We start from the raw sequence: 14,160 nt of genomic DNA on the forward strand, positions 1-14,160 counted from the left end.
AAGTATCGTATTTATCTAAATCCAGGCTGGTACCAGTGCCTTCTTCCACGGTGCGGAAGCTGAGTTCGCGTAAGCGGCCGATTTCGTGCATCACTGGCGAATCTTCTTCATAGTCGTATAGGTAAATAATTTTGCCATCGCTGGTTTGGCCGAGTTTTTGCGCTTTTTTTAAGGCTTGTTTAAGCGCTTTACGATCAACCGGATGAGCAACCGTAATTTCGCCATCAAACAACGGGTTTTTAGCCAGTTTTTTGGGTTTCTCTAAGCGGTATAAATGTTTACGGAAGCGGGCGGATAATAGCTTCTTGTCTAGGTTTAAGGCTTGTACGGCTTTCCATTTGATTGGTTTGCCGATGTGAAAGCTGATTTCTTGGTCATCTTTGTTAAACATTTCCTGCACCAGCATCATGGTGCCGATGGGTTTGTAGATGGCGGATAGGCTGTAAAATAAAGCCGAGTTTCGAGCTTCAACCAAAATAGGCAAAATGGGTGCATTGGTTTTTTCGGCCAAACGTAAAAACCCGGTTTTCCATTTGCCATCACGCACGCCATTCGGGCGAATGCGCGAGACTTCTCCTGCTGGGAAAATAATTAAGGCCTGCTCATCTTCAAGCGCATTTAACATGGTTTTATATTGGGCTTTGTGTGACGCTTTGCTGGATAAATTGTCGACCGAAATAAACAGTGAGCGAATTGGTTCAAGTTGTGCCAACAGCTCGTTAGCCACAATACGAACATCGGGTCTCACGGTGCGTACCAGCTTAAGCAATGCCAAACCGTCTAATGAACCTATCGGGTGGTTGGCAATAATAATGACTTTGCCTTCTGAGGGGATCGAATAAAGCTGGCGTGCATTTATTTGGTAACTGAAGTTAAAGTGCTCTAGTACCTTGTCCAAAAATGCAAAGCCGCGTAAGTGTTGATGGGTTTCAATAAACTGATTAATTTCATCTTGGTGGGTTAGGGCTTTTAGCAGCTTCATAATCATCTTGGCACCAGGCCTGGCGGTTAAGTCTGGAAAGTGTTGTTGCAGGCTGGCTTCTAGGTTAAGCATGCGGATTCTCACGATTACTAATTTCATCGGATTATGCGCTAGTAATATGACGAATATGTGACGCCCATGTGAGGGTTTTATGATTTAAGAATAGTTAGGTCTTGAGGTTACTGGGAAGGGTTTAAAACAAAAAAACCCGCCGAAGCGGGTTTTAGGTGAATCATTCTCGATGTTTACAATCCTTACAAAGAGTAATACATGTCGAATTCGATTGGGTGAGTGGTTGCACGCATGCGTGTGACTTCTTCCATTTTTAGCTTAATGTAAGAATCAATCGCCGCATCCGTAAACACGCCACCGGCTTTTAAGAATTCACGATCTTCATCAAGTGCAGCCAGGGCTTCTTCAAGCGAAGCACATACTGTTTTATAAGTCGCTTCTTCTTCTGGCGGAAGGTCATACAGATCTTTCTCTGCAGGCTCGCCCGGATCGATTTTGTTAAGGATGCCGTCAAGGCCGGCCATTAATGATGCCGCAAACGCTAAGTAAGGGTTAGCCGTTGGGTCTGGGAAACGTAGCTCCACACGACGTGCACGCTCAGACGGTGCGTATGGAATACGGATCGAAGCTGAACGGTTTGAGCCAGAGTAAGCTAATAAAATAGGCGCTTCAAAACCTGGAACCAAACGCTTATAAGAGTTAGTGCCTGGGTTGGTGAAGGCGTTCAAAGCACGCGCATGTTTCATCAAGCCACCGATGTACCACAAGGCTTCTTGTGATAAACCTGAGTAAACATCACCTGCGAAAATGTTTTTCCCGCCTTTGTTTAAAGACATGTTGATATGCATGCCTGAACCGTTGTCACCTACGATTGGTTTTGCCATAAAGGTCGCGGTTTTGCCAACAGCGTGACAGGTGTTGTGTACGGCGTATTTTAGGATTTGAACTTCGTCAGCTTTCTTGGTTAGGGTGTTACCTGCTACCGCTAACTCACATTGACCAGCGGCGGCCACTTCGTGATGGTGGGCTTCAATTTTAAGCCCCATGGCTTCAGCCATCGCACAGATGTCAGCACGTACTTCATGTAACTGATCAACCGGAGGGACTGGGAAATAGCCACCTTTAACACGAGGACGGTGCCCCATGTTGCCGTCTGAATAAACTTTTTCGGTATTCCAGGCCGCTTCGTTGCCATCAATTTTAACAAAACAACCAGACAAGTCTGCACCCCAACGAATGTCGTCGAAGATAAAGAATTCTGGCTCAGGGCCAAAGAAAGCGGTATCGGCAATGCCGGTAGATTGTAAATAAATCTCGGCTTTTTTAGAGATGCCACGTGGATCTTTTTCATAGGGTTCAAGTGTCGAAGGTTCAACAATCATGCAACGAATTACGATAGTAGGGTCGTTGGTGAATGGGTCCAAATAAAAACTATCAGTCTGTGGCATTAACACCATGTCGGAATTTTGAATGCCCTTCCAACCGCGAATAGATGAACCGTCAAAGTTGTGGCCGTCTTCAAAAAATTCGTCATCAACTTCGTGAGCAGGAATGGTGACATGTTGCTCTTTACCGATGGTGTCAGTGAAACGCAAGTCAGCCCATTTCACATCTTGTTCTTTGATAAGGTCAATAATTGTTTGAGGCATAGCGATTATCCTTCGTTGGTTTTTTATATGTGTTGATAATTTCTTTAGCAAATATTAGCGCGAACCATGCCAGTTTGCGAGACAAAAATTATAATTTCTTAAGTGGCTGTTTTTGTTGGTTAAATGTCTAGTGTTGTTATTTGGACTATTTAGTCTGGATTAGGTGGTTTGTTTGTATTTGGTGCAGGTTCTTTGTCATGTTGGTGCAAAGGGTTTGGGTCAAGTTTTGATTGTTTTCGGGTTTATGACGCATTGCAATAAAACTGTAATATTCGCTGGTTATAGTGTGCGCACGAATTATAAATTGAACGAATTCAGCAAGGGTACTTCTACTATGAGCGGACAGACTAAGCAAGCTTTACATGAAACGCTGAGCGGCCCCACGTTTAAAAAGCGCATGATGCGACGCCGGCTGAAAGATCATGCGGCCAGATATGGTATCAGCGTTGGTGGCGTGAGCATCATTTTTGCCGTGTTTCTGATTATGTTTTTCTTAATGTACGTCGTATTACCTATTTTCACCCCGGCAAGCATGGAAAAACGCAGCGAAATGTCTGTACCGGGGGGCATCGAATATAAAACCCTGCATTATGCGATTGATGACTATAAAGAATCTGGCGTTCGAATCATCGAAAATGGACGAATTTTGGGCTTTTCAACAGAGAATGCGGAAGTTTTACTCGATAAGAAAGCGCCAGTTGGTGCTGCCCAGGTCACCAGCTTTAGTTTAATCAACGAAGCAACCAACGAGTTTGCATTCGGTTTGTCAGATGGGCGTGTTTTAATTGGTCGAATTAAATTTGAGATTACTTATCCGAACAACCAGCGCCAAGTCATGCCTGTGGTTGAATGGCCTTATGGTCGAGAAGGTAAGCAATTACTAACTGAATCGATTCAGCGTCTCGCGGTTCGTGATGGAGATCGCGGCATGATGATTATTGCACAGGCGGCGTTTTCTAATGAACTGACGATTCACACCTTCCGCAAGCGTAGTTCTTTTTTGTCGGATGATGTTGAGTTAGATCGCGACCAGCAAAGTTCAATCAATATTGATTTTAAAGCCGATCACCTGCTGTTAGGTGGGCGCATGCGTGACTTGGTTCTGGTGAATAACCAAGGGTTGGCTGAGTATTATTCGATTGCCAATGTTCACCAACCTGAACTATTAGAAAAAGTCCGTGTTATTAAGCCCGACGAAACGATCAGCAGTGTGCGTTTTTTAAACGGCAATTTTTCAATGATGTTTGGGACAGACACTGGACGCATTGTGCAATGGTTCCCAGTCAGAAATGAAAATAACGATTTTGCCTTACAAGAAATTCGTGATTTCCAACGTAGTGATCAACCGATTACTGCGCTGGGAATGGAGGATACGCGTAAAGGCTTTGCGGTGGGGGATGCGTCCGGCGAATTCAATTTATTTTATTCTACCTCTCATCGTCATCTGCGTAGCAATCAGGTTTCAGGTGATGCATTAAATTTTATCCGTTTCGCACCGCGTTCTAATGGTGTATTGGTTGAAACCCAGTCGGGCAAATTAATCAGCTTTGATATTGATAACCCGCATCCTGAAGTATCGTTTGGCAGTTTGTGGAACAAGGTTTGGTACGAAGGTTATGAAGAACCCACTCATACTTGGCAGTCATCATCAGCCGGGGATGATTTTGAGTTTAAATTTTCATTAACACCGCTGACCTTTGGCACGATTAAAGCCGCTTTATATTCCATGCTATTTGCCGTTCCGATTGCAATTTTTGCGGCCATCTATACCGCCTTCTTTATGGATAAAAAAACCCGTCAATGGATTAAACCGTCGGTTGAATTAATCGAAGCCTTGCCAACCGTTATTTTGGGTTTTTTAGCCGGTCTTTGGTTAGCGCCTTACATGGAGGCAAACTTGCCGGGCTTTTTTGCCATAGTCGTGATTGTGCCGCTCGGCATTATCGCTTTTGGTTTTGCCTGGTCAAAACTTCCTGATAAATACCGGCTTTTGGTTCCGATTGGTCGCCGCGTGTTGATTATGATTCCGGTGATTGCCTTCCTGGGTTGGTTCGCCTTATCCTTAAGTAATCCAATACAAGACCTGTTTTTCGGTGGCAATATGAGCAGTTGGTTAACCGAAACCGCTGGAATTAATTATGACCAACGTAATGCGATGGTTATTGGTTTTGCGATGGGTTTTGCGTTGATCCCAACGATTTTCTCGGTGGCCGAAGATGCGATTTACAGTGTGCCGGGTTACCTAGTTAACGGCTCTTATGCTTTAGGTGCAAGTGGTTGGCAAACCATGACCGGTGTGGTGTTACCAACCGCGAGTCCGGGGATTTTCTCCGCCATTATGTTGGGCTTCGGGCGGGGTGTCGGTGAAACCATGATTGTGTTAATGGCGTCGGGCAATACCCCTTTGATGGATGTAAATTTATTTGAAGGTATGCGTACCCTGTCCGCTAACTTGGCGGTCGAAATGGGCGAAACCGAAGTCGATAGTACTCATTATCGTGTGCTGTTCTTAGCAGGTTTGGTACTGTTTATTTTTACCTTTTTCTTTAACACCCTAGCCGAAGTGGTGCGCCAACGTATGCGCCGTAAATACGGTTCACTTTAAGCATAAAAGGAATGTATAAATGAAATCATGGTTTAAGAAAGGTGAACACTGGGTTTGGTTTAGTGCCTCGGCCACCAGTATCTCAGTAGTACTGGTATTTGGTTTACTAATAATGATTGCGTTTCGTGGTTTAAGCCACTTTTGGCCGCACCCGGTTTATGAGTTTCAAGTCAGCCAGCCTAACGGTGAAGTTCAGACGATTAAAGGCGAAGTTCACGATACGCGTTTCCGTGAAACACGAAACCCTGAAACCCCGGGGGTGGTTTTGCGTGAACCCCAAGTTCTGATAAAAATGGGGAATCGTGATGTTTATGGCATAGATTTTAGATGGTTTGATGAGGATACCATCGTTGATGAGAGTTGGCAGAAGTCAGAAGGTATTAGCGTTATTGAGCGTTATGAGTGGGGTAATATGTATGGTCATATTATCGGCTTTGAAGATGCTGAAACCCAAATCACAGAGCGTGAACAAGTCTTTAAAACTCTCAAAAACAAGATAAAAGAAGGGCAGAAAATACGCGCAAAAATTCACCATATTGAGCGTGGCATTATCGGTCGGATTAACTACGAACTGCAAAGCTTGCGTTATGAACAGCGAAAGCTTGAACAGCGTGGGGAATTCACCGAGCCGATGCGGCTTGACTTTGATGCTCAACGTAAAGAAAAACATGATCAATTTGGGGTGTTGCAGAAAGAGCTGGATGCTTACCGCAAAGAATTAAGCGCACTGGGTGACATTAAAGTGCTGGTTGGAAAGGATAATGAGGTTAAGGTCAACTTAAGCCAAATTGTTCACAACTGGCAACCGAACGAAATGCATTTTGGGCAAAAGGTCAGTTTCTTTTTCGGATCGATTAAAAACTTCTTATCCGATGACCCGCGTGAAGCCAATACCGAAGGTGGCGTATTCCCCGCGATTGTCGGTACGCTTACTATGGTGATCTTAATGACCTTGTTTGTTATTCCGATGGGCGTTATCGCGGCTATCTATATGCGCGAATATGCCAGAGAAGGCAAGCTACTTAGGCTCATTCGTATCTCGATCAATAACCTCGCCGGTGTGCCTTCGATTGTGTTTGGTATTTTCGGTCTTGGGTTCTTTGTTTATGTACTGGGTTATTCGATTGACCAGATGTTTTATAGCTACGCTTTACCCAACCCCACCTTCGGCACCCCAGGGTTGCTTTGGGCCTCTTTAACCATGGCGTTGTTAACGCTACCGGTTGTAATTGTGGCAACGGATGAAGGTTTATCCCGCATTCCACGCGCCCTTAGAGAAGGCGGTTTAGCCCTCGGTGCAACCAAAGCTGAAGTGATTATGCGCATTGTGTTGCCGATGACCACACCGGCGATTATGACGGGGTTAATCCTGGCGGTGGCACGTGCCGCGGGTGAAGTTGCACCTTTGATGTTGATTGGGGTGGTGAAGTTGGTTTCTGAGTTACCGGTGACCACCAATCCTCCCTTTGTACATCTAGACCAAAAATTTATGCACCTCGGTTTCCATATTTATGATGTCGGCTTTCAAAGCCCGAACGTAGAAGCGGCGCAGCCTTTAGTTTATGCCACGTCTTTGTTACTTGTGGTGTTAATTGTTTCCTTAAACCTAGCGGCGATTTTGATACGTAACCGCCTGCGTGAGAAATATAAAGCACTAGATAATTAATATTGAATTGAGCGCAAGCACCAGGCCTGGTGCTTGTGCAAACAGCACGAATTAAAAAGGAATAAAGTTATGAGCGAAAAAAACATTAGCGTTGCAATGGGCCATGATCACCGAGGCATGTCGTTAGCCGAAGAAAAAATGGCGATTCAAGTGAAAGATTGGAACCTTTATTATGGCAAAACGCAGGCGTTAAAAAACGTCAATATGGACGTGCCGGAAAACCGTGTAACCGCGTTTATCGGTCCATCGGGTTGTGGTAAGTCCACCTTGTTACGTTGTTTCAACCGCATGAACGACCTTATTGATATTGTGAAAACCGACGGCAAAATGTATCTGCGGGGGATGGATATGTACGCCAAAGAACTGGATGTGGCTGAAATTCGTCGTCGAATTGGCATGGTGTTCCAAAAACCCAATCCGTTTCCCAAGTCGATTTATGAAAACGTCGCTTACGGCTTACGCCTTCAAGGTATCAATGATAAGAAAACCTTGGATGAAACAGTGGAATGGGCACTTAAAGGCGCCGGTTTATGGAAAGAGGCCAAAGACCGTTTAAACGATAACGCGCTAGGTTTGTCGGGTGGTCAGCAGCAACGTTTGTGTATTGCGCGTGCGATTGCGATTCAGCCGGAAGTGTTATTGCTGGATGAGCCGACTTCGGCACTTGATCCGATTTCGACTCTCGCAATTGAAGAATTGATTTTTGAATTAAAGAAAGATTTTACGATCTTAATCGTCACACACAATATGCAACAAGCCGCACGTGTGTCCGATTACACCGCGTTTATGTATATGGGTGAGTTGATTGAATACAGTGACACGGATTCTTTATTTACCAATCCGCAAGTCAAGCGAACCGAAGACTACATAACTGGTCGTTATGGTTAAGGCAAAAAAATAGCGATAAAAATATTTATAAAATATAAGGGTGAGTGGCATGAAACGTAAAGAATTTGGAACACATGTATCAGAAAGCTATAACCAGTATCTAGAAGAACTGTTTAACCTGGTGCTCGAAATGGGTGGCATGGTTGAAAAACAATTGTCTTCAGCACTTACAGCGGTACAAAATGCCGATGTTGATTTGGCTAAAGAAGTCATTCAACTGGATCAGTTTATCAATCGTGAAGAGATTGAAATTGATCGACTTTGCGCTCGGGTGCTGGCCCGCCAGCAACCAACGGCCTCTGATTTACGTTTAGTCATTTCGGCGATTCGTATTGCACTAGATCTAGAACGTATGGGTGATGAAGTCGTGAAAATTGCCAAGTTAGTGGTGCATTTAGATAAGATTGGGTCGGATGCCTGTCTTAACCTGCAAGGTTACAAAGAGCTGATTGAAATTTCGGCCCACGGCATGAACATGTTAAAAGATGTGTTAAACGCTTTTTCACGATTAGATTTGCCGAGTTGTGTTTCGATTATTCGGGAAGAAGAACAGGTTGATGTGATTTATAAACGTGCGGTGGTGGAAGTCACGGAGCGCTTTAAAGACAGTGATAGCGATGTTGAGTGTTTGTTGGAGTTGGTTTATGCTTTGAAAGCCAGTGAGCGTATTACCGATCACGCCTGCAATATTGCGGAAATTATCGTTTATTTGGTGAACGGCCAAGAGTTACGCAATATGGATTCGGAGCGTATGACCGAAGTATTAACCGAGCTGGCTCGTTCTTAACCGAGTCAAATGATGGTTTTATGACTAAGTCATGATAAAAGGAAGGCTTAATGTCTCAAGCTAAAATACTGGTAGTAGAAGACGAGTCGGCGATTCGCGATATGCTTAACTTTACCTTAAATGCGGCCGAGTTTGATGTGTTGGAAGCGCCGAATGCCGAACAAGGCTGGAAAATGATTTTGGAACATGAGCCGGATTTATTGGTATTGGATTGGATGTTACCGGGCGTGACCGGTGTGAGTTTGGCGCAACGTATTCGCCAGAACGATCAAACCCGCCGTTTGCCGATTATTATGCTGACCGCCCGCGGTGAAGAATCCGATCAAGTTGCCGGGTTTGATGCCGGAGCCGACGATTATGTGGTGAAACCTTTTTCACCGCGCGCCTTAGTCGCACGCATTAAAGCCTTGTTGCGTCGCCAAGATCCGCAAGCCTTGAGTGCGGATATTTTAAAACAGGGTAATTTAAAGTTGGATTTAAGCAGTTATCGGTTTTGGGTTGATGAGGACGAAGTAAAGCTTGGCCCAACCGAATTCCGTTTAATGCAGTTTTTTATGACCCATCCGAATCGTGTGTATTCGCGCACTCAATTGCTTGATCAAGTCTGGGGCGAAAGCGTGGTGGTTGAGGAACGTACGGTGGATGTACATATCCGTCGCTTACGCAAATTATTAGAACCCACTGGTTCCGAGGACTATATCCAAACCATTCGTGGCGCGGGTTATCGCTTCTCTGAACCGGTCTAACCAGGCCTGGTGATTGATGCTAAGCCTTAAACCCATGCTCTCACTTGAGCAATCGACGCGCTTATTTGAAGAGTTAGTCGGTTTAGCCAGTTTGATTATACTGGCGATTATTTTTGGATTCAGTACCCATCTTTGGGCCTTATCTTTTCTGCTGGCCTTCGCAATTTATATTGTACGTAACTTGTATTACTTTTGGCGTTTTGTGAGTTTGATTCGCAGCCACGATACGCGCCCGATCCGAGCCCCTTTTGGTATTTGGGGTGAGGTGTATGACGCCTATTTTGAAAAACTTTACCAAGATAAACGTCACATTAAACGTTTGCGATCCGAGACCAAGCAAGTTCAGCAGGCAATGGATTTATTGCCTGATATGCATATTTCATTAACGCGTAAATTTCGGATTGAGTGGGTGAATCAAAGTGCCGAAAAATTATTGGGCTTAAGACAAGCCGATGTCGGCCAAAACGTGACGAATTTATTGCGCCAGCCTGAAATGTTGGCGTATTTGGAGTCGGGTGATTTTGATGAGACGGTCGAATTTTATGTAAGCCCCGAAAGCACCCGTCGTTTAAGTGCTCAAATCGTGCCTTATTTTGAACGCCATTATTTGTTGATTATTCGCGATATTACTGATGCACATAATTTATCCCAAATTCGCCGCGACTTTGTTGCGAATGCTTCGCATGAGCTGCGCACGCCTTTAACCGTATTGAATGGCTATATCGAGTTGATGCTGGATGCGCCGGATTCGATCCCAAAAGTTTGGCAAGCGCCGTTAAATCAAATGCATGCTCAATCCTTACGTATGCAAAACATTATTGGCGACCTGCTGACGCTGTCGAGCATTGAGTCCGATAATTTAAATGTCAATGCTGGGCCGGTGAATGTGCGTGCGATGCTGACTAAGTTGGAGCAGGATGCGGTTCAGTTAAGTGAAGCGAAACATAAAATCGAGTTTAGCATTGAAACTGATCTAGGTTTAATGGGGATGGGTGAACCCTTGCGAAGTGTGTTTACTAACTTGGTGTCGAATGCGATTCGTTATACGCCGCCAGGTGGCCGTATTAACGTGCGCTGGTTTAAGACGGATCAAGCCTTGGTGTATGAAGTCAAAGACACCGGCATCGGGATCGCACGCGAACACATACCGCGTTTAACCGAACGTTTTTATCGGATCGACACGGCACGCTCTCGCAGCACAGGTGGCACTGGGTTAGGTTTGGCTATCGTTAAACACATACTCGAACGCCACCGTGCGAAATTAGTAGTGCAAAGCCGATTAAAAGTGGGTTCAACTTTCCGCTGTGAATTCCCCTTGTCTTTGGCGTTGCCCGCTGCGGAAGTCGAGGCCTAAAATTAACTTTGTTTAAGTTGTATTCAGCCAACCACCAGGCCTGGTGCTTGGCCTTAAGTCTAGTTTTTATTTTTTAACATTTTTATTCGAATTTTAAGCGTTTTCCACTGTCATAAAACTGTCACGTTTCGTTCATTAAGCTGTTACCTTCGCTCGCCAAAATAACTCCTGAGTTTGATAATTTTTAATCTCTCCTAAGGAGTATTTGATTTATGTTAAGACGTAATTTATTGGTCGCTATGGGTTTAGCCGCCGCCACTTTAGCCATTCAGCCAGCGATGGCGAATGTTGATTCTGCTCTTACTGATTACAAGCGTACTTCGGGCGTTTCTGGTAGCTTGACTTCAGTTGGTTCAGACACTTTGAACAACATGATGACCTTATGGGCTGAAGAATTTAACCGTTTCTATCCTAATGTTAACGTACAGGTTCAAGGTGCCGGTTCTTCTACTGCACCACCCGCAATCACAGAAGGTACCGCTCAGTTAGCGCCAATGAGCCGTATGATGCGTGCCGGTGAAATCGCGGCCTTCGAACAGCGTCACGGTTATGCGCCAACAGCGATTGGTGTCGCGATTGATGCGTTAGCGGTATTTGTTCACAAAGACAACCCCATTAAGGGCTTGACCATGCAGCAAGTGGATGCGATTTTCTCATCAACTCGCCAATGTGGTGCGCGTAACGATATAGATACCTGGGGTAAAGCCGGCCTAAAAGGTGAATGGGCGAACCGTTCTATCCAAATGTATGGTCGTAACTCGGTATCAGGTACTTACGGTTACTTTAAGACCAATGCATTATGCCGTGGTGATTACAAGAACTCTGTAAACGAACAACCAGGTTCAGCTTCTGTGGTTCAAGGTGTTTCAGCGTCAATTAACGGTATTGGTTATTCTGGTGTGGGTTATGTGACTTCAAGCGTACGTTCTGTGCCTTTAGCGGCACGTGAAGGAGAGCCTTACTATGCGTCTTCACCTGAAAATGCCGCTTCTGGTAAATTCCCATTAGCCCGTCTGTTGTATGTTTATGTAAATAATCCACCAAACAAAGCCATGGATCCAGCGGTTAAAGAGTTCATGACAATGGTTCTAACTAAGCAGGGTCAAGAAGTGGTTTACCGTGACGGTTATGTACCCCTTCCTAAAGCGGCCGCTGATCGTGAGTTGAAAAAGCTAAACTAAAGTTATAGTTTTTCGGTAATTAAAAACCCAGCCTTGGCTGGGTTTTTTTGGTCTAAAATTTAAGTGCAAAAAATCGAGTTTATCAGGGGATTTCGATTTCGACATCCCCCAGCGGGATCACACTGCAGGTTAATACATAACCTTTATCGCAATCGTAAGCGGGGGTTTGAATATATTCCACCTCACCCGAAACCAATTTAACTTCACACGCACCGCAGTTACCGCCACGGCAGCTATAGGGCATATCAAAACCTTGTTCGTCGAGCGCTTCTAATAATGAGAATTCGCCGTCAAATTCGCAGGTACCTTGGCCAATTACTGTAATGGTCGCCATGTTTGTTCCTCTTGAAAGTCATAAATAAAACCTTATTCTAGCAAAAATTTATTTATTTAATCATTCGAGTGCGTGCAATTTGAATGGATTGAGTACAATAGCGCAACTTTAATTTTGAGAGAAACATCATGCGAAACCTAGTGTTTAATTCTTGGCAGAGCTTACAGGTGAAGCTTATGGCAATTCGAGATAATAAAGCCTTTGAATGGTTTGTTATTTCGGTGATTGTGTTGTCATCCGTCGTGATTGGCGCTAAAACCTATGACATATCACCTAATGTATTGAATTTGTTGGCGTTCTTAGATGTAACGGTCACGCTGTTTTTCTTACTCGAAATATTGGTACGCATGGCTGCGGAACGCCGTTTTTGGGATTTTTTTAAAAAAGGCTGGAACATTTTTGACTTTACCATTGTGGTGGTGAGTTTGATCCCGATCAATGACTCAGAATATGCCTTGTTAGCGCGGATGTTGCGTTTGTTCCGTGTATTGCGTTTGATTTCATTTATCCCGGAAATGCGGGTGTTGGTGAACGCGTTATTAATTGCGATTCCGCGTATTGGTTATGTCGCCTTGTTAATGTTTGTGATTTTTTATCTCTATGCGGTGGTGGGTAGTTTCATATTTGCCCCCATTAATGAGTTTTTGTGGGGGGATTTGGGCGCCGCTCTGTTAACGTTGTTCCGAGTGGCGACATTTGAAGATTGGACCGATGTCATGTACGAAACCATGGAGGTGTATCCTTACAGTTGGATCTATTATTTGACCTTTATTTTTATGTCGACTTTCATATTTTTAAATATGATGATTGGTATCGTGGTGTCGGTATTAGATGAAGAACATCGCAAAAGTATGGATAAAGGATTACATGAAAGCTTAGATGAAGAAGCCAAAAGTATCGAAGATTTGCATCATGAAGTATCGGACTTGCATCGCAAGCTGGATCAACTTTTACAACAAACCGACCCAAAAAAGTCGTCTTAAAACCAATAGGAGTTGGCTTATGAACATGCAACAACAAATTGAATTGGCGATCAAACAGACATTTTCTGTTTGGGTGATGGACATCAAAAATGAAAGTAATATGCATGCTGGCCCAGCGACTGAGTCGCATTTTAAGTTGGTGTTGGTGTCCGATGACTTTGTGGATGTCAGCCGAGTCAAACGCCATCAAATGGTGTACAAAGTGCTGGTCAACGAAATGCCTCAAATCCACGCGTTAGCGCTGCATACCTTTACATTAGATGAGTGGAAAAATCAGGGTGGGCTCGTGCCAGATTCGCCTTTATGTGCGGGGCAAAATAAGGTTTAAGAATGTGCAACTTTGTGGGGTTTTTGCGCTGTTGAATAGGGTGAGCGGATTTGAACTCGGTTTGACGATCGAGTTTTAGATATGTTTGAATGTGTTCAAGCCTTGATAAAGGCCAATAACCTTAAGGAGAAGTATGTTTAAGTTATTCTTATCTACCATCGTTTTGAGTTCATCTGTATTGGCAACCAATGCGATAGCGCAAGCCCAGCAAAATCAACAACCAGCCCCAGCGGGAATGCAGCAGCATATGCCACAAAATACGCCATCTGACGATAAAGTCGAAAAATTTGCGGTGTCGTTAGTCAAGGTAGAACAAGTCAAACAAGGCTTACAAGCCGAATTGTCGGAGCGTCCAGCAAACGAAGTGAACGATGAGCTTTTACAGCAGGTGAATGCTAAGTTCCAGCAAGAAGCCACTGAAATTATTTCAGCCGAAGGTTTAAGCGTTAATGAATACAGCGGCATGATTAATTTAATGCAGCAAGATCAGCAGTTCCTTGCAATGGTTCAGCAAAAAGTAGAAGAAGTTCAATCTCAATAATCCGCGATAGCTTATGTTCGTCTTCTAAAGGGGCTTCGGCCCCTTTTTTTGTTTCCAGAAAACTCAAAAAAGTGTAGGCTAGGTCTGGTATGGAGTGCGAAATT

General features: G+C 44.2%; 13 protein-coding genes. 10 read left to right on the forward strand and 3 right to left on the reverse strand.

Features of this window, described 5'->3' with window-relative positions:
- Together IBX48_RS08520 and glnA are read right to left on the reverse strand one after the other, a co-directional pair.
- Positions 1–1,081, reverse strand: a 1,081-nt coding sequence (locus IBX48_RS08520) for a lysophospholipid acyltransferase family protein (RefSeq protein WP_296833210.1), incomplete at its 3' end; no start/stop codon positions are given.
- Between the two features lie 155 nt (positions 1,082–1,236).
- Positions 1,237–2,643: a type I glutamate--ammonia ligase gene (gene glnA, locus IBX48_RS08525; RefSeq protein ID WP_296833213.1), complete on the reverse strand. Its 1,407-nt coding sequence runs from the start codon at positions 2,641–2,643 to the stop codon at positions 1,237–1,239.
- A 334-nt stretch (positions 2,644–2,977) separates the two neighbouring features.
- Between glnA and IBX48_RS08530 the strand changes: the two genes are divergently transcribed.
- The 7 genes from IBX48_RS08530 to IBX48_RS08560 all read left to right on the forward strand — a co-directional run bounded on the left by IBX48_RS08530 (position 2,978) and on the right by IBX48_RS08560 (position 11,870).
- Positions 2,978–5,248 (forward strand): ABC transporter permease subunit, encoded by a 2,271-nt coding sequence (locus tag IBX48_RS08530; protein WP_296833216.1) that lies wholly within the window; start codon positions 2,978–2,980, stop codon positions 5,246–5,248.
- A 19-nt stretch (positions 5,249–5,267) separates the two neighbouring features.
- Positions 5,268–6,914, forward strand: coding sequence for a phosphate ABC transporter permease PstA (gene pstA / locus IBX48_RS08535; protein ID WP_296833219.1), 1,647 nt, complete (start codon positions 5,268–5,270; stop codon positions 6,912–6,914).
- Positions 6,915–6,983: 69 nt separating this feature from the next.
- Positions 6,984–7,802 (forward strand): phosphate ABC transporter ATP-binding protein PstB, encoded by an 819-nt coding sequence (gene pstB / locus IBX48_RS08540; RefSeq protein ID WP_296833222.1) that lies wholly within the window; start codon positions 6,984–6,986, stop codon positions 7,800–7,802.
- A gap of 49 nt (positions 7,803–7,851) precedes the next feature.
- On the forward strand, positions 7,852–8,589 hold the full coding sequence (phoU, locus tag IBX48_RS08545; protein WP_296833225.1) for a phosphate signaling complex protein PhoU: 738 nt from the start codon (positions 7,852–7,854) through the stop codon (positions 8,587–8,589).
- A 50-nt stretch (positions 8,590–8,639) separates the two neighbouring features.
- Positions 8,640–9,335 (forward strand): phosphate regulon transcriptional regulator PhoB, encoded by a 696-nt coding sequence (gene phoB / locus IBX48_RS08550; protein ID WP_296833228.1) that lies wholly within the window; start codon positions 8,640–8,642, stop codon positions 9,333–9,335.
- Between the two features lie 16 nt (positions 9,336–9,351).
- Complete coding sequence (phoR, locus tag IBX48_RS08555) at positions 9,352–10,689, forward strand: phosphate regulon sensor histidine kinase PhoR (protein WP_296833231.1); 1,338 nt, start codon at positions 9,352–9,354, stop codon at positions 10,687–10,689.
- 212 nt (positions 10,690–10,901) lie between these two features.
- Complete coding sequence (locus tag IBX48_RS08560) at positions 10,902–11,870, forward strand: phosphate ABC transporter substrate-binding protein PstS family protein (protein ID WP_296833234.1); 969 nt, start codon at positions 10,902–10,904, stop codon at positions 11,868–11,870.
- An 82-nt stretch (positions 11,871–11,952) separates the two neighbouring features.
- Here the strand turns inward: IBX48_RS08560 and IBX48_RS08565 are convergent, their stop codons facing one another.
- Positions 11,953–12,204 (reverse strand): 2Fe-2S iron-sulfur cluster-binding protein, encoded by a 252-nt coding sequence (locus tag IBX48_RS08565; RefSeq protein ID WP_296833238.1) that lies wholly within the window; start codon positions 12,202–12,204, stop codon positions 11,953–11,955.
- 176 nt (positions 12,205–12,380) lie between these two features.
- Here IBX48_RS08565 and IBX48_RS08570 point away from each other — a divergent pair, with 176 nt between their 5' ends.
- The 3 genes from IBX48_RS08570 (at position 12,381) to IBX48_RS08580 (ending at position 14,056) form a co-directional block, all read left to right on the forward strand.
- Positions 12,381–13,187 (forward strand): ion transporter, encoded by an 807-nt coding sequence (locus IBX48_RS08570; RefSeq protein WP_296833241.1) that lies wholly within the window; start codon positions 12,381–12,383, stop codon positions 13,185–13,187.
- A 19-nt stretch (positions 13,188–13,206) separates the two neighbouring features.
- Positions 13,207–13,515 (forward strand): BolA family protein, encoded by a 309-nt coding sequence (locus IBX48_RS08575; protein ID WP_296833244.1) that lies wholly within the window; start codon positions 13,207–13,209, stop codon positions 13,513–13,515.
- 133 nt (positions 13,516–13,648) lie between these two features.
- Positions 13,649–14,056 carry a DUF4168 domain-containing protein gene (locus IBX48_RS08580; protein WP_296833246.1) on the forward strand — a complete coding sequence of 136 codons (408 nt, stop codon included), beginning with the start codon at positions 13,649–13,651 and terminating at the stop codon, positions 14,054–14,056.
- Positions 14,057–14,160: the final 104 nt, after the last annotated feature.

The sequence above is a fragment of the Thiomicrospira sp. genome (genome assembly GCF_014859555.1).
In the GTDB taxonomy this organism is placed as follows: domain Bacteria; phylum Pseudomonadota; class Gammaproteobacteria; order Thiomicrospirales; family Thiomicrospiraceae; genus Thiomicrospira.